The 16049-nt window shown below is 69.8% G+C and carries 11 protein-coding genes and 1 pseudogene; 6 read left to right on the top strand and 6 right to left on the bottom strand.

Annotated features, from left to right (window positions below; translation table 11 throughout):
- Nucleotides 1-383 precede the first annotated feature (383 nt).
- The 5 genes from JGS39_RS02755 (at nucleotide 384) to JGS39_RS02735 (ending at nucleotide 5190) form a co-directional block, all read left to right on the top strand.
- Nucleotides 384-1937: a PP2C family protein-serine/threonine phosphatase gene (locus JGS39_RS02755; RefSeq protein ID WP_362632975.1), complete on the top strand. Its 1554-nt coding sequence runs from the start codon at nucleotides 384-386 to the stop codon at nucleotides 1935-1937.
- Complete coding sequence (locus JGS39_RS02750; protein ID WP_219567051.1) at nucleotides 1934-3028, top strand: cobalamin B12-binding domain-containing protein; 1095 nt, start codon at nucleotides 1934-1936, stop codon at nucleotides 3026-3028. Before JGS39_RS02755 ends, JGS39_RS02750 begins: the two co-directional genes overlap by 4 nt.
- Nucleotides 3025-3366, top strand: a complete 342-nt coding sequence (locus JGS39_RS02745; protein ID WP_219567050.1) for an STAS domain-containing protein — start codon at nucleotides 3025-3027, stop codon at nucleotides 3364-3366. The genes JGS39_RS02750 and JGS39_RS02745 overlap by 4 nt, the downstream gene beginning before the upstream one ends.
- A 117-nt stretch (nucleotides 3367-3483) precedes the next feature.
- On the top strand, nucleotides 3484-3984 hold the full coding sequence (locus JGS39_RS02740; protein WP_219567049.1) for a MarR family winged helix-turn-helix transcriptional regulator: 501 nt from the start codon (nucleotides 3484-3486) through the stop codon (nucleotides 3982-3984).
- A 303-nt stretch (nucleotides 3985-4287) separates the two neighbouring features.
- A complete protein-coding gene (locus JGS39_RS02735; protein ID WP_219567048.1) occupies nucleotides 4288-5190 on the top strand; it encodes an LLM class flavin-dependent oxidoreductase in 903 nt (300 codons plus the stop codon).
- 62 nt (nucleotides 5191-5252) lie between these two features.
- Here the strand turns inward: JGS39_RS02735 and JGS39_RS40525 are convergent.
- A pseudogene (locus JGS39_RS40525) lies at nucleotides 5253-5402 on the bottom strand (LLM class flavin-dependent oxidoreductase); the annotation flags it as partial.
- Between the two features lie 224 nt (nucleotides 5403-5626).
- Here JGS39_RS40525 and JGS39_RS02730 point away from each other — a divergent pair.
- A complete protein-coding gene (locus JGS39_RS02730; protein WP_219567047.1) occupies nucleotides 5627-6493 on the top strand; it encodes an HAD hydrolase family protein in 867 nt (288 codons plus the stop codon).
- A 216-nt stretch (nucleotides 6494-6709) separates the two neighbouring features.
- On the opposite strand, the gene JGS39_RS02725 is transcribed toward JGS39_RS02730, so the two are convergent.
- The 5 genes from JGS39_RS02725 to hisC all read right to left on the bottom strand — a co-directional run bounded on the left by JGS39_RS02725 (nucleotide 6710) and on the right by hisC (nucleotide 16028).
- Nucleotides 6710-8506 carry a sensor histidine kinase gene (locus JGS39_RS02725; protein ID WP_236063160.1) on the bottom strand — a complete coding sequence of 599 codons (1797 nt, stop codon included), beginning with the start codon at nucleotides 8504-8506 and terminating at the stop codon, nucleotides 6710-6712.
- A 65-nt stretch (nucleotides 8507-8571) separates the two neighbouring features.
- Nucleotides 8572-12099: a thiol reductant ABC exporter subunit CydD gene (gene cydD, locus JGS39_RS02720; RefSeq protein ID WP_219567046.1), complete on the bottom strand. Its 3528-nt coding sequence runs from the start codon at nucleotides 12097-12099 to the stop codon at nucleotides 8572-8574.
- 46 nt (nucleotides 12100-12145) lie between these two features.
- Nucleotides 12146-13147 (bottom strand): cytochrome d ubiquinol oxidase subunit II, encoded by a 1002-nt coding sequence (gene cydB, locus JGS39_RS02715; protein WP_219567045.1) that lies wholly within the window; start codon nucleotides 13145-13147, stop codon nucleotides 12146-12148.
- A gap of 19 nt (nucleotides 13148-13166) precedes the next feature.
- Nucleotides 13167-14675, bottom strand: a complete 1509-nt coding sequence (locus JGS39_RS02710) for a cytochrome ubiquinol oxidase subunit I (RefSeq protein ID WP_219567044.1) — start codon at nucleotides 14673-14675, stop codon at nucleotides 13167-13169.
- A gap of 273 nt (nucleotides 14676-14948) precedes the next feature.
- On the bottom strand, nucleotides 14949-16028 hold the full coding sequence (hisC, locus tag JGS39_RS02705) for a histidinol-phosphate transaminase (protein WP_219567043.1): 1080 nt from the start codon (nucleotides 16026-16028) through the stop codon (nucleotides 14949-14951).
- Nucleotides 16029-16049: the final 21 nt, after the last annotated feature.

Below are 16049 nucleotides of genomic sequence, written 5' to 3'. Positions count from 1 at the left end.
GTCGCCCATGCTCCGCAGTGACTCCCTCCTCCGCCTTGCGGCTGCACGCACCGGACCCCACTCCCTGATCCGGCCTGATCCAAACGCAAGACCCCAGCCCTTCAGCCCTTCACACACCCGTTATGTGGGCCTCAGGTGAAGAACCTGCAACCTTCTCCCCGAGAAGGCCGCGCGGGGCGGGGATGTCGGTTGTCAGGCAGCAGCCTGTGAGAGATTGTTGCCTTCAGGCAATCGTCTAGTTGATGGGGTGAGGGATTCGCTCAGCGGATCCTCGATATGTGGTAGCCACTCAAGTGCAACCCGTCGCAGATACGGGGATGCCGGACCTTCCTTGGGGCCGCGCTCCCTATCCGGTTCTGGTCGCTGACGTCCATGGTGCTGTGGTGCGGTGCAATGACGCGGCAGGTCTTCTTCTGCCCGCCGCGGCCCCGGGGACACCACTGACGGACGTCGCTCCGGACTGGCTCTGTGCCGCGCACACCGCGCTGTCCCTTCCGGGCCCGCATGCCGTCCCGGACACCGAGGGGCCGCTGCGTGGTGTGATCGGAGGGCGCTGTTTCGAGGCGCACCCGACCATACGGAAAGACGGCTCGGTCGCCTGGTGGCTGGTGGATGACACCGATCACCAGCTCGTCCGTGAGGCCCTGTGCATGGAGCGGGGGCGCACCGCGTTCCTCGCGAAGGCGTCCAACGTTCTGCTCTCCTCCCTCAATCTGGCGCGCTGCATGGACGTGACCGCGCAGATGGCCGCCGAGAGCCTCGCGGATGCTGCGCTGGCGATCGCGCCGGCCCGAGGCCAGCGGCTGCCAGTGGTGACCTGCCTGCGTGGCGGCGCACCTGTCCTGTCCACCTTGACGGTGGACCCTGACGACGTGCCGGGGCTGGGAGAGGCGCTGCGCGGATTCCCGCCGGTGCCCTCGCGGTGGATCGACCCGGCGACGGCGCCCGCGTGGATGGTGCCTGAGGGGTTCGGGCCTGTCGGCTCGATAGTGATCACCCCGCTGCCCGGGCACGGTGTTCCGGCTGGAGCGCTCATTCTGCTGCGCAGGACGGAGAACGCCGCGTTCAGGGACGAGGAGGAAGTCTTCGCGCGGCTCTTCGCCGCCCGTGCCGGGGCGGCGATGTCGGCCGCACGCCTCTACGCGGAGCAGAGCACGATCACCGACGTACTGATGCGTGAACTTCTGCCACCGGTCCTGCACCACATCTCCGGAGTGGACTTCGCAGGCCGGTACCGGCCTTCCGCGGACCACGAACGTATCGGCGGTGACTTCTACGACGTGCACCCTGCGGCCGTCGAGGGCGAGGCATCGCTGGTCTCGCTCGGGGACGTGTGCGGCAAGGGCCTGGAGGCCGCCGTGCTGACGGGCAAGATCCGCAACACACTGCACGCACTGCTGCCCATGGCCGATGATCACCAGCGGATGCTCGGTCTGCTGAACACCGCGCTGCTCAGCTCTCATCACACCCGATTCGCGACCCTGGTCCTGGCCTCCGCCGTGCGGCGCGGCAACGTGGTGGACCTCAAACTCACCAGCGGTGGCCACCCCAGCCCGCTGATCATCCGCGCGGACGGCACCGTCGAGGAAGCCGACACCCACGGCACTCTGATCGGAGCCATCCCGAACATCTCCTCCCACACCGCATCGGCGTCCCTGGCACCCGGGGAGTCCTGCGTTCTGTACACGGACGGCATCACCGAGGCCAAGGGCGGCCCCATGGGCGACGCCCTGTTCGGAGAAGAGCGCCTCAAGCGTGCCCTCTCCGACTGCGCGGGCATGCCGGCCGAGGGGATCGTGGAGCACATTCAGATGCTGGCCGCGCAATGGCTCGGCAACCGCCCTCATGACGACATGGCCGTCGTCGTGATCTCCGCCCCCCGCACCCACCATCTCAGCGCGGTGAACGGGCACACCAGGGGCAGGTTCACGGCATGAGCACCAGCACCCCGCCGCGCCTCCCGCGCACCGGAGACACGGAGCAGACCGCGGAGCTGCTGTGGAAGGCCGTCTCCGCTGCGGACGAGTACGCGGCCACCGAACTCGTACTGCGTCTGCTCGACGAGGGGACCGATCCGGAGAGCGTCCTGCTGGATGTGATCGCCCAGGTGCAGGGCAGGGTCGGTGAGGAATGGGCAGCCAACCGGATCAGTGTCGCCCAGGAGCACGCGGCGACCGCCATCAACGAACGGGCCGTGACCGCGGTGAGCACGCACTCCGCCGCCCGCACCGCGGTCACCCGGGGCCGGATCACAGTGGCCTGTGTGGACGGCGAATGGCACGGGCTGCCGGCCCGCCTGCTGGCCGAAGTCCTGAAGCTGCGTGGCTGGCAGGTCGACTACCTCGGCGCCCAGGTTCCGACCCCGCACCTCATCGGGCATCTCCACAGCACCAGGGCGGACGTGGTCGCGCTCTCCAGCTCGATCGCCACTCGGCTGCCCACCGCGCACGCCGCGATCACCGCCTGCCAGGCCGTCGGCGTCCCCGTCCTGGTCGGCGGCGCCGCCTTCGGGCCCGAGGGCCGCTACGCAAAGCTGCTGGGCGCCGACGCCTGGGCCCCCGACGCCCGTACGGCCGCCGGCCATCTCGCCCAAGAGCGCCTGCCGCGGCCTGCGAGCGATCATCAGCGGTTCGATGACTTGCCGCATCTGGGCGACCAGGAATACACCATGGTCGCCCGCAACAGCGCCACTCTCGTGCGCAGCGTTCTCACCGGGCTGGAAGATGCCTTTCCCGCGATGCGCGCCTACAGCGAACTCCAGCGTGAGCGCACGGCGCAGGATCTCGCGCACATCGTGGACTTCCTCGCCACCGCGCTCTACCTCGACGACGAGGATCTCTTCACCCGGTTCATCGCCTGGACCGCGCAAATCCTCGTGGCTCGGGGCGTACCCGCCCGCAGCCTGCCACCGGCCCTGGACCTTCTGGACCGTGAGCTCAAGGATTTCCCCCGGGCCGTCCGCATTCTCCGAGCCGGAACACACACCCTCACCACCGCCCCCTTCACCGCCGCCGGGAACATCGCATGACCACACACCCCCACCTGCGGCTGACCACGGTCGACGCCCAGGACAGCGTCCGTATAGAGGCCCACGGCGACCTCGACCACGACAGCGCCGGCCTCCTGCTGCGCGAGGTCACCGACCAGCTCTCGGCCCGGCCCGCGATGACCGACCTGCATCTGCTCTGCGCGGCCCTCGGCACCGTCGATTCCATGGGCCTGTCCGCCCTGCTGATGATCGGCCGCCGCACCGCCGCCGCAGGGGTGCGGCTGCACCTGGACGACCGCCCCGCGAAGCTGGACCGGCTCCTGCGTCTCACCGGTACCCTTGACCACCTCACGGCACCGCCCCTCACCCCGCGGTGAGATCCTCGGATGCCGAGGAGAGAGCGGTGTGGCGGCTCGCCCCACCGGACCGGACGGAACCACCTGAGCCACTGCCCGGCCGTTTCACCGGGCAGAAGCACACACCGACGGGCAATCATGACCGCACCAGACGCAGCCCCCAGCGGAATCTCGTGTGAGGCGACCCACTCCGCGAGCTTCATCACCGAACTCCTCGACGTGATGTGGGACAACGCCAGAAACTCCACCGCGGGCATGACAGCGCCCAGCTCCACCTCCCAGCTGCGTCTGATGTACGTCGTCGACCGCGAGGACGGCATACGGATGCGCACCGTCTGCGAACGCCTCGCCTCCGCGGCTCCGACCGTGACCCGCATGTGCGACCGCCTGCAAGCCACCGGCTTCCTCGAACGTATCCCCAGCCCCGACAGCGGCCGCGAAGTCACCCTGCGACTCACGCCCACAGGCAAAAGGCACCTGCAACGCATCCGCGAACAACGCGACACCATGCTCCACCAAGCCATCGACAACATGCCGCCCACGGAACGCCGCGCCCTCACCCAAGGGCTCACAGGGCTTCACACACAGCTCTGCACCGCCCACGGAGAGCAAAACCACGGCGGCCACTCCGCAGCCTGAACCAGCAGGTGCTGCACCGGCGCCGCGCACATCGCCTCATGGCAAAGACAGGCAGCTCCTCGACCAGCTGCGTGCGGTCGCGTCCGTCACTGGTCATGACGCCACCGGCCAGAGACGGCGTCCCCGAGCGGCACGCTCAGGTCGAAGGCCGGGCGGCGTCTCCACAGCAGCCGCGGCAGAGGCCGGCTCGGCATCGAGCGACTCCGCTCTGCCTTCGCCACCGACACATGGGCAGAGATGCTCTGTCTTCGCCACCGACACATGGGCAGAGATGAGGACGGAGATCGACGTAGGCTCCTGAGCATGAGTCTGCGCCTGAGCACGGTGATCCTTCCTGTCGACCGCTGGCACGCGGGAGGCCGTGCCAAGTGGCAGAAAGCCGAGGAGCTCGGCTTCCACGCCGCCTACACCTATGACCACCTCTCCTGGCGGACCTTCCGCGACGGCCCGTGGTTCGGCGCCCTGCCCACGCTTACCGCCGCTGCCACGGCCACTGACCGGCTGCGCCTGGGCACCCTCGTCACGTCACCTAATTTCAGGCACCCTGTGACCCTTGCCAAGGAGCTGATCTCGCTCGACGACATCTCCGACGGCCGGATCACACTCGGCATCGGGGCAGGCGGCAACGGCTTCGACGCGACAGCCCTGGGGCAGGAGCCGTGGACACCGAAGGAGCGGGCGGATCGGCTCGGCGAGTTCGTGCCGTTGCTCGACCGGTTGCTCACTGAGGACTCCGTCACGCACAAGGGGAACTTCTACTCGGCGGACGAGGCCCGGAACATCCCCGGCTGCGTACAGCGGCCCCGGCTGCCGTTCGCGGTGGCGGCGACCGGCCCCCGCGGGCTGAAGCTGGCCGCGCGGTACGGGCAGGCATGGGTGACGACCGGTGACCCGAAGCTGTACGAGGAGGGGACGCCGGCACAGTCGGTGGAGGCCCTGCGCGGTCAGGTCGCCAGGCTTGGCACGGCGTGCGCGGAGCTCGGCCGGGACGTGGCCGAGCTGGACAAGATCCTGCTGACCGGCTTCACCCCGGACCGGGGCCGCCCGCTGGAGTCGGTGGACGCGTTCGTCGACTTCGCCGGCCGTCACCGCGACCTCGGGTTCACCGAGATCGTGGTCCACTGGCCGATCGCGAACTCCGACTTCGCCGCGGATCCGGCCGTCTTCGAGCGCATCGCGACCGAGTCCCTCGCCCAGCTGCGCTGAGCGTCCCCACCCTGACGGCGGCAGCCTGCGCCACCTCGCGGCTGCGGCGCCGAACCTCGGCGGCCGGTCATGGAAGCGTCATGGAAAGCCCGCCGGGCCAGGTGGTCGCAGGTGTACGCGGCGCGCAGCCCCAGTTCCCCGGCGCGCTGCCACTGCGCCCGGCCGCCCTCAAGCCGGCAGTGGACGGGCAGGATGACGGTGCTGAGGCGCAGGGGGTGCTCAAGGCCCAGAGCTCACGGTGGGCCGCCCGGTCGCACCCCTTCCCGCAGGCCTCCTTGCAGGACGGCACCGGGGGCACCGGCATGTGGGATCCGCAGAGAATTGCCGGGGAATCCTCCGACATATGCCAGAGGAATTTTCTCCTGCTCACGGGCGTGCGCACTCAAATGTGCGCCCCTGCGCACGCCCGTGCACCCTCGTACGCGAGAATGGACCGGTGACCTCAGCTACCGAACAGCCCGTTCCCGCCGCTCCCAGGCTGATCGCCACCGACCTGGACGGCACCCTCCTGCGCGACGACAAGACCGTCTCGGACCGCACGGTCGCGGCGCTCGCCGCTGCCGAGGAGGCCGGGATCGAGGTCTTCTTCGTCACCGGACGTCCCGCCCGCTGGATGGACGTCGTCAGCGATCACGTGCACGGCCACGGCCTGGCGATCTGCGCCAACGGAGCCGCGGTCGCCGACCTGCACGATGGCGGAAGACTGCTGAAGGTGCGGGGGCTGGAGCGGCCGATCGCCCTCGATGTCGTACACATGCTGCGCTCGGCCGCCCCCGGTACTTCGTTCGCCGTCGAGCTGGCCACCGGTATCCACTACGAACCGTCCTACCCGCCCTTCCACCTCGACCCGGGCGCGACGGTGGCCATGGCCGAGAAGCTGCTCCACGAGGAGACGCCGGGTGCCGGCGCCCCGGTACTGAAGGTCCTGGCCCACCACGGCGAAATGGCCCCGGACGCGTTCCTCGCCCTGGCGCGTGGCGTCGCCGGCGACCGGGCGTCCTTCACCCGGTCCAGCCCCACGGCGCTCCTGGAGGTCAGCGGACCCGGTGTCTCCAAGGCCAGCACGCTGGAGCTGTGCTGTGCCGAGCGCGGCATCTCCGCCGCCGAGGTCGTCGCCTTCGGAGACATGCCGAACGACGTGGAGATGCTGAGCTGGGCGGGCACTTCGTACGCGATGGGCAACGCTCACCCTGCTGCCCTGGCCGCTGCCTCCGGCCGGACGGTCACCAACAACGAGGATGGCGTCGCGGTCGTCATCGAGCGGATCATCGCCGAACGCGCCCGTCTCCGCGTGGAGCGCTGAGGAGCGGATCCCGCCCGTCTCCGCGTGGAGCGCTGAGGAGCGGATCCCGCCCGTCTCCGCGTGGAGCGCTGACACAGGCAAGGTCCACCTCCGCGTGGAGCGCTGACACAGGCAAGGTCCACCCCCGCGTGGAGCGCTGACACAGGCGAGGTCCACCCTCGCGCGGCCCGCCGAGGGATCAGTGAGGCGCCTGCCCGTCAGAGAAGCGCCTGCCCGTCAAAGAGGCGCCTGCCACACCACCGTCGTACCCGCGCCCTCCTCCCCGATCCCGGGTCCGAACCAACTGGCCCCGCCGAGTGATTCCGCCCGGCGGGCCAGGTTCCGCAGCCCGCTGCGCCGACCGCCCGCGGGGATGCCCACCCCGTCGTCGGCGACCGAGAGCCGGACCGCGTCCCGTCCGTCGGGCAGCGTCACGGTCGCGTCGACGACCACATCGATCCGCGCGGCATCCGCGTGCCGGAAGGCGTTGGACAGCGCCTCCCGGAGCGCGGCGATCAGGTTCTTCCCGGTCAGCTCACCGACCAGGGAGTCGACCGGGCCGAGGAAGCGGTGGGACGGTTTGAAGCCCAGCGGGACCGCGGCCATGTTGATCTCGCGCAGCACACGGGTACGCAGCCCGGAGGGCGCCTCGGCCGGCTCCTGCTGCAGCGCGAAGATCGCGGTACGGATCTCCTGAATGGTCACGTCGAGTTCGTCGACCGCCCTGCCGACCCCGGTCTGCACCTCCGGCACGTCCGACCGGCGCTGCGCGCTCTCCAGCATCATCCCGGTGGCGAACAGCCGCTGGATAACCAGGTCGTGCAGGTCGCGGGCGATGCGATCGCGGTCCTCGTAGACCGCGAGCCGCTCCCGGTCCCGCTGTGCCTCGGCCATCATGAGCGCCAGGGCTGCCTGCGAGGCGAACTGGGTGGCGAGGGTCCGCTCCGTCTCCGTGAACGGCCGCCCGCCCCTGGCACGCGGCGTGGCGAGCGCGCCGAGCACCCTGCCTCCGCTGTGCAGCGGGAGCATCATGCTCGGGCCGAAGCGGTCCGCCAGCCTGGTGATCATGCGGGAGTCGGTGGCCGAGTCGGCGACGAAGACCGCCTCTCCGTTCAACAGCCTCGCCACCACAGGGCTGTGCGCCGGAATGATCACCCCGAGCGAGGCGGACGGGTCGTCCGCGGAGACGGCGACGATCTCCAGTCCCCCGTCCTCGGCCGGCAGCAGCACGATGCCTGCCGCGGATCCGGCGAGATGGCGGGCCTGTTCGGCGACGACGGAGAGCGCGTCGTCGGCGTCTCCGCCGGACAGCAGAGCGGTGGTCACGGCAACCGATCCGTCGATCCAGCGCTCGCGCTGCCTGGCCGCCTCGTACAGCCGTGCGTTACCGATGGCGATGCCTGCCTCGGTGGCCAGCACACGGACCATGTGCAGGTCGTAGTCATTGAACTCGCCGCCATCGGCCTTCTCCGCCAGGTACAGGTTGCCGAAGATCTCACCCTGGACCCGGATCGGAACGCCGAGGAACGTGCGCATCAGGGGGTGGCCCGGCGGGAAACCGGCGAACCTCGGGTCGGACGTCAGGTCGGCCATCCGCAGGGGGTGCGGTTCCTGGATGAGGGCGCCGAGCAGTCCCCGCTGCCCGTCCGGCCGGCGCCCGATGCCGCGCGCCACGGTCTCGGGGACTCCGTACGTGACGAAGTCGGACAGCCCCTTGCCCTCCTCGTCCACGACACCGATGGCTGCATAGTGGGCGTGCGCCAGCTCGGCAGCGGTCTCGCAGATCCGGTCGAGCGTGGAGTGGAGTTCCAGGCCCGTGCCCACCGACCTCATGGCTTCCAGCAGCCGTGGAACGCGGGCGGTGAGTTCGGTCGACAGACCCTGCAGGCTGCGGGTCGCCTCCGTCGCGGCGTCGAGCGAGTCCAGTGAATCCTGCGGTTCCAGAGGCTCCGGTGCCTTCGGCGGCTTCGGCGGCTTCGGTGGTTGATCCGGACGATGCGCATGCTCCGGGTGGTTCGGGTCCTGCTCTGACATACCCAGAGCGTAGTTAGTCCTTTTTGAGGTGGAAAGTCGAGAGCTGGAGGCGATCCACGCCTCTCTCAGACACGCGCGCCCACCGGCTCGCCGGAACCGGCCGTGGTCTCCTGCTCGCGCTTCAGCATCCGGCTCAGCGGCCCGTCCACCGCTGCGAGGGTGCTGTACGGGCCACGCTGTACGACGGCGCCCTCCTCCAGGACCACCACCTCGTCCACGGCCTCCAGCCCTTCGAGCCGGTGCGTGATCAGCACGGTCGTACGCCCCTGAGTCGCCGCCAGCAGGTCCGCGGTCAGCGCATCGGCCGTCGGCAGGTCGAGGTGCTCGGCCGGCTCGTCCAGAACCAGCACGGGGAAGTCCGCGAGCAGCGCCCGGGCCAGGGCGAGCCGCTGGCGCTGACCGCCGGAGAGGCGGGCTCCGTGCTCACCGACGAGCGTGTCCAGCCCGTCCGGCAGCGCCAGCGCCCAGTCGAGCAGCCGGGCCCGGCCGAGAGCGTCGCGCAGTTCCGCGTCCGTCGCGCCGGTGCGGGCAAGCCGCAGGTTCTCCCGGATGGAACTGTCGAAGACGTGGGCGTCCTGCGCGCAGAGGCCGACGAACCGCCGGACCGTGTCCCCGTCCAGCGCGGAGGCGTCCACCCCGCCGATCCGGTACGTGCCCGTCCGCGCGTCCAGGAAGCGGAGCAGGACCTGGGCCAGCGTGGTCTTCCCGGAACCGGACCGGCCCACGATCGCGATGCGCCGGCCCGCCTCCAGCGTGAGGTCGAAGGAGTCCAGCGCATCGTGCCCGGCTCCCGCGTACCGGGCTGACAGGCCCCGTACCTCCAGCGGGAACGGCGACGCGGGAGCCTCGGCCGGGACGGCGGGTTCCCGTACCGGCACCGGGGCGTCCAGCACCTCGAACACCCGCTCCGCACTCCGCTTGACCCGCTGCCTGTACTGCACGGCGAGCGGCAGACCGGTCACGGCTTCGAAGGCGGCCAGCGGGGTGAGGACGACCACGGCGAGCTCCACCCCGGCCAGCCGGCCGTCGGCCACCGCGGGAAGGGCGACGAGGGCGGCGGCGACCACGGTGAGTCCGGCGATCAGGGCGCCGAGACCGCCGCCGAGCGCGGTGGCCGTAGCCGCCCGGGCGGCGATCCGGGTCAGCACCCCGTCGGACTCCCGGGTCCTGGCCAGGCGGGCCGGAAGCGCACCGGCGACGGTCAGTTCGGCGGTCCCGCCGAGCAGATCGGTGATCCCGGTGGCCAGATCCGCCCGCGCGGGCGCCAGGCGGCGCTCCACGTGCCGGGCACAGGCTCCGCTGACGAGCGGAACCCCGACCCCGGCCAGCAGCAGTCCGGCAGCCAGCACGACGCCTGCCCCGGGCAGCAGCCACGCGGTGAAACCGGCGGCACCCGCGCCCACGACGACCGCGGTGCAGGCGGGCAGCAGCCATCGCAGCCAGTAATCCTGGAGGGCGTCCACATCGGCGACGAGCCGCGAGAGCAGGTCCCCCCGCCGGGTCCGGCGCAGGCCCGCGGGCGCGATGCGCTCCAGGCTCCGGTAGACGCCCACGCGAAGCTCCGCGAGCATCCGGAGCACAGCGTCGTGCGAGACGAGGCGCTCGGCGTAGCGGAAGACCGCCCGACCGATCCCGAACGCGCGGGTCGCCGTCACCGCCACCATGAGATAGAGAACCGGGGGCTGTTCGGAGGCACGGGAGATCAGCCAGCCGGAAACCGCCATGAGGCCGACGGCGGAGCCCAGTGCGAGGCTTCCCAGCAGCAGGGCCAGCAGCAGCCGGCCGCGCTGTGCGCCGGCGGCCTCCCTCACCCGGGCGAGCACATGCCCGGTCCACGCCGTCGTGTCCCGCAGCGTGCTGGATTCCTTCGGCGTATCGGTCGCGACGACCGCTGCCCGGGCCTCCACCGGCTCCGGCCTCACAGCGGCTGTCCGCTCACCCGCCGCCGGCGAGGCCACTCCGGCAGGTGACAGCGTCACCACCCGGTCCGCCACGGACAGAAGCGCCGGCCGGTGGACGACCAGCAGCACGGTCCGGCCCACCGCCAGCCGTCGTACCGCCTCGACGATGCCCGCCTCCGTCTCGCCGTCCAGGCTCGCGGTCGGTTCGTCGAGCAGCAGGACCGGCCGGCCGGCGAGGAACGCACGGGCGAGTGCCAGCCGCTGGCGCTGTCCGGCGGAGAGTCCCGCGCCGTCCTCGCCGAGGAGCGTGCCGGCACCGTCCGGCAGCGCGGCCACGAAGTCGTACGCCCCGGCCTCGCGCAGCGCGGCCGTCACCGCGCTGTCGTCCGCCCCCGGCCTGGCCAGCCGGACGTTCTCCGCGATGCTGCCCGCGAAGAGGTGCGGGCGCTGCGGCACCCAGGCGATCCGCTCTCGCCAGCGCTCGGGGGAGAGGGTCGCCAGATCGGTCCCACCGACCCGCACCCGGCCCTCGTCGGGTGCCACGAACCCCAGCACCACGTTCAGGAGGGTGGACTTGCCGACGCCGCTCGGACCGACCAGCGCGACGGTCTCCCCCTCGTCCACCACCAGTGAGGCCGCGGCGAGCGAGGGTTCGGTGCGCCCGGTGTGCCGGACGGTCACTCCTTCCACTTCCAGCCGCAGCGAGCCGGGGACGTCCTGCGTGCCGCTCGTGCGCGGCTCGCTCTCCAGGACCGCGAAGATCTCCTCCGCGGCCGAGAGCCCCTCGGCCGCCGCGTGGTACTGCGCGCCCACCTGCCGGATGGGCAGGTAGGCCTCGGGAGCGAGGATCAGCACGACCAGACCGGTGTAGAGATCGAGCTCCCCGTGCACGAGCCGCATGCCGATGGTGACCGCGACGAGCGCCACCGACAGCGTCGCCAGCAGTTCCAGGGCGAAGGACGACAGGAACGCGATCCGCAGGGTCTTCAGCGTGGCCTGCCGGTACTGCGAGGTGATGGTGCGGATGGACTCGGCCTGGGCCTTGGCCCGGCCGAAGACCTTCAGCGTCGGCAGTCCCGCGACCACGTCGAGGAAGTGTCCCGAGAGCCGGGAGAGCAGACGCCACTGCCGGTCCATCCGCGACTGGGTGGCCCAGCCGATCAGAATCATGAACAGCGGGATGAGCGGCAGCGTGACGACGATGATCGCGGCCGACACCCAGTCCTCGGTGACGACTCTGGCCAGCACGGCCACCGGAACCACGACCGCGAGTCCGAGCTGCGGAAGGTAGCGCGCGAAGTAGTCGTCGAGCGCGTCGATTCCCCGCGTGGCGAGAGCCACCAGTGAGCCGGTGCGCTGCCCGCTCAGCCAGTCCGGACCCAGCTCTGCCGCCCGGGCGAGAAGGCGCCCGCGCAGCTCGGACTTGACGGCCGCACCGGCCCGGTAGGCAGCCAGTTCGGTGAGCCACGCGACCAGGCCCCGTCCGAGTGCGACCGCCGCGAGCAGCAGGAGCGGAGTGCGCAGGTCCCCGCCCGTGAGCCCGTCCTCGAAGCCGCCCACCACCACTTCGGCGACGAGCATGGCCTGGGCGATGACCAGCGCCGCTCCGGCCACTCCGAGTACCACCACCGCGGCCAGGAACAGGCGGGTGGCACGGGCGTGGTGGAGCAGACGCGGATCGATCGGTTTCACGTGAAACACCCCACGGGGCTCGGCTCGGTCAAGGCACTCACTGCGTTCAGTGCGCGTCGGCGATGTGCTGCGTACCGATCCGCTTGCGGAACACCCAGTACGTCCAGCCCTGGTAGAGCAGAACGACAGGGGTGGCGATCCCCGCACACCAGGTCATGATCTTCAGCGTGTACGGACTGGACGAGGCGTTGGTGACCGTGAGGCTCCAGGCGTCGTTCAGCGAGGACGGCATGACGTTCGGGAAGAGCGTCAGGAACAGCATGGTGACCGCGGCCGCGATGGTCACCCCGGAGAAGGCGAAGGACCAGCCCTCGCGCCCGGCCGCGATGGCTCCGATCGCCGCGACCAGGGCCACCACGGCGACGAGCATCGCGATCAGGCTCCAGCCGTCACCGTTGTCGACCTGGGCCCAGATCAAGAACCCGAGAGCGAGAACGGCCGCGGCCGCCCCCAGCTTCAGCGCCAGCCTGCGCGCCCGGGCCCGGATGTCCCCGACCGTCTTGAGTCCGGCGAACACCGCTCCGTGGAAGGTGAAGAGGAAGAGGGTGACCAGTCCGCCGAGGATCGCGTACGGGTTGAGCAGATCCCAGAAGTTGCCCACGTACTCCATGTCCGCGTCGATCTTCACGCCGCGGACGATGTTGCCGAAGGCGACGCCCCAGAGCAGGGCCGGAATCAGCGAGGTCCAGAAGATCGCGTGTTCCCAGTTGGTCTGCCACTTCGCCTCGGGCCGCTTCGCCCGGTATTCGAAGGCGACTCCCCGCACGATCAGGCAGAGCAGGATGATCAGCAGCGGCAGGTAGAAGCCGGAGAACAGCGTGGCGTACCACTCGGGAAACGCGGCGAAGGTCGCTCCGCCGGCGCTGAGCAGCCAGACCTCGTTGCCGTCCCAGACGGGCCCGATCGTATTGATCAGGACCCGCCGTTCCTTACGGTCCCGCGCCAGCAGCTTGGTCAGGACACCGATCCCGAAGTCGAATCCCTCCAGGAAGAAGTAGCCGGTCCAGAGAACGGCGATGAGCACGAACCAGACGTCGTGGAGTTCCATCTCTCGGCTCCCTGTGCTCTCAGTAGGAGAAGGCCATGGGCCGGTCGGCGTCGTCGTGGTCGCCGCCGATCCTGGTGGGCGGGTTGAGGTCGGCGTCGGTCAGCTCCGGCGGTCCGGCCTTGATGTACTTCACGAGCAGCTTGACCTCGATCACCGCGAGCACGGCGTACAGCAACGTGAACAGGATCATCGAGGTGAGCACCTCGCCCTGCGAGACGCCGGGGGAGACCGCGTCACGGGTCTGCAGGACGCCGTAGACGACCCAGGGCTGACGCCCCATCTCGGTGAAGATCCAGCCCCAGGAGTTGGCGATCAGCGGGAAGAGAAGGGTCCAGAGCGCGACGATCCAGTAGCACTTGGCGAGCTTCGGGCTGAGCGCCTTGTTCTTGAACAGGACCAGATGCGGCACCTCGTCCTCACCGGTGCGCATCCCCGGAGGCAGCATGAACTTCTTCCGGGTCAGCCACAGGCCGAGGATCCCGAGACCGAAGGACGCCATGCCGAAGCCGATCATCCACCGGAAGCTCCAGAAGGCGACGGGAATGTTGGGCCGGTAGTCGCCGGGCCCGAACCGCTCCTGCTCGGCCTTGTTGATGTCGTTGATGCCGGGGACGTACGAGTTGAAGTCGTCGTCGGCGAGGAAGGACAGTATCCCGGGAATCGAGATCTCGACCGAGTTGTGGCCCTTGCTGACGTCTCCGTACGCGAAGATCGAGAAGGGCGCGGAGTTCTGCCCGTCCCACAGCGCCTCGGCCGCCGCCATCTTCATCGGCTGCTGCTTGAACATCACCTTGCCGAGCTGGTCTCCGCTGACGGCGGTGAGCAGCCCCGAGATCACGATGGTGATCAGCCCCAGCCGCAGCGAGGTCCGCATCACCGGGATGTGCTTCTTGCGCGCGAGGTGGAAGGCGGCGATGCCGACCATGAACGCGCCGCCGACCAGGAAGGCCGCCGTGATGGTGTGGAAGAACTGGGTGAGCGCGGTGTTCTGCGTGAGCACGTGCCAGAAGTCGGTGAGCTCGGCGCGTCCGCGTTCCTTGTTGATGCGGTAGCCGACCGGGTGCTGCATCCAGGAGTTGGCCGCCAGGATGAAGTACGCGGAGAGGATGGTGCCGATCGAGACCATCCAGATGCAGGCGAGATGGATCTTCTTGGGCAGCTTGTCCCAGCCGAAGATCCACAGACCGATGAACGTGGACTCGAAGAAGAACGCGATCAGCGCTTCGAACGCGAGCGGGGCACCGAAGATGTCGCCGACGAACCGTGAGTAGTCGGACCAGTTCATTCCGAACTGGAACTCCTGGACGATGCCCGTGACGACACCCATCGCGATATTGATCAGGAAGAGCTTGCCCCAGAACTTGGTGGCCCTGAGGTACTTCTCCTTGTTGGTCCGCACCCAGGCGGTCTGCAGGCCCGCGGTGAGCGCGGCGAGAGAGATCGTCAGGGGAACGAACAGGAAGTGGTAGACGGTCGTCGTTCCGAACTGCCATCGCGCCAGGGTCTCCGGCGCCAGAGCCAGCTCCACGTCGTCTTCTCCTTACGTCGCCGCCGATACACCGGCAGTTTGTCCTTTAAATCCAACCGATCAAGGGAGGAAGCAGGACACGCTTGTGAACGCGTTCACATTCACAAGCAAATTATGGCGCACAGGCATTCGGGAGAGGTGACCGGGGTACCCCCTCCGGGACGTAGCGATCATTCCTCCCGAAGCAGACACCCCCGGCCCCACGTCCGCCCACGCGAACGGCCCCGCACCTCGCGAACGAGATACGGGGCCGCCGGACCGAGCGCGCCGGAGCTACAGCTCCTTGCGGTACGACTCCGTGACCTTCAGGAACAGGTCGTTCGCCTCGTTCTCGCCGATGGAGACCCGCACGCCCTCGCCCGCGAACGGCCTGACCACCACACCGGCCTTCTCGCAGACCGCGGCGAAGTCGGCGGTACGGTCCCCCAGGCGCAGCCAGACGAAGTTCGCCTGGGACTCGGGCACCGTCCACCCCTGTCGCACCAGCGTCTCGTACACCCGCTGCCGCTCGCACACCAAGGAGCCCACCCGGCCCAGGAGTTCGTCCTCGGCCCGGAGCGAGGCCACCGCCGCGTCCTGGGCGAGCTGGCTGACGCCGAAGGGCACCGCCGTCTTGCGCAGCGCGGCCGCCACCGGCTCATGGGCCACGGCGAAGCCGACCCGCAGCCCCGCCAGGCCGTAGGCCTTGGAGAACGTCCGCAGCACCGCCACATTGGGCCGGTCGCGGTAGATCTCGATGCCGTCGGGAACCTCGGGGTCGCGGATGAACTCCTTGTACGCCTCGTCGAGCACCACGAGCACATCGCCCGGCACCCGGTCCAGGAACCGCTCCAGCTCAGCCCGGCGCACCACGGTGCCGGTCGGGTTGTTCGGGTTGCAGACGAAGATCATCCGGGTCCGGTCGGTGATCGCGTCCGCCATCGCGTCCAGATCGTGCACCTCACCGTCGGTCAGCGGCACCTTCACCGACGTGGCACCGCTGACCTGGGTGATGATCGGGTACGCCTCGAAGGAACGCCAGGCGTAGATGACCTCGTCGCCCGGGCCCGAGGTGGCCTGCAGCAGCTGCTGGGCCACGCCGACCGAGCCGGTGCCGGTGGCCAGGTGCGAGAGCGGCACACCGAATCGGTCGGACAACTCGTTCATCAGCGCGGTGCAGGCCATGTCCGGGTACCGGTTGAAGTGGGCGGCCGCGGCCAGCGCGGACTCCATCACGCCGGGCAGCGGCGGATACGGGTTCTCGTTGGAGGACAACTTGAACGCGACCGGTCCGCCCGCCGCGGCCGGCTTGCCCGGCACATATGCGGGAACGCCATCCAGTTCGGCACGCAGCTTGGGGCTCGTCTCGCTCACCGCAGGTCCTCCTCGACCGTC

Source organism: Streptomyces poriferorum (assembly GCF_019399235.1).
GTDB lineage: Bacteria > Actinomycetota > Actinomycetes > Streptomycetales > Streptomycetaceae > Streptomyces > Streptomyces poriferorum.
This window is presented reverse-complemented; position numbering and strand designations above follow the sequence as displayed.

Bases quoted from the DNA above. Each gene is read 5' to 3' on its own strand.
- JGS39_RS02750 (WP_219567051.1), top strand. From the start codon at position 1,934: ATGAGCACCAGCACCCCGCCGCGCCTCCCGCGCACCGGAGACACGGAG.
- JGS39_RS02745 (WP_219567050.1), top strand. From the start codon at position 3,025: ATGACCACACACCCCCACCTGCGGCTGACCACGGTCGACGCCCAGGAC.
- JGS39_RS02740 (WP_219567049.1), top strand. From the start codon at position 3,484: ATGACCGCACCAGACGCAGCCCCCAGCGGAATCTCGTGTGAGGCGACC.
- JGS39_RS02735 (WP_219567048.1), top strand. From the start codon at position 4,288: ATGAGTCTGCGCCTGAGCACGGTGATCCTTCCTGTCGACCGCTGGCAC.
- JGS39_RS02725 (WP_236063160.1), bottom strand. From the start codon at position 8,506: ATGTCAGAGCAGGACCCGAACCACCCGGAGCATGCGCATCGTCCGGAT.
- cydB (WP_219567045.1), bottom strand. From the start codon at position 13,147: ATGGAACTCCACGACGTCTGGTTCGTGCTCATCGCCGTTCTCTGGACC.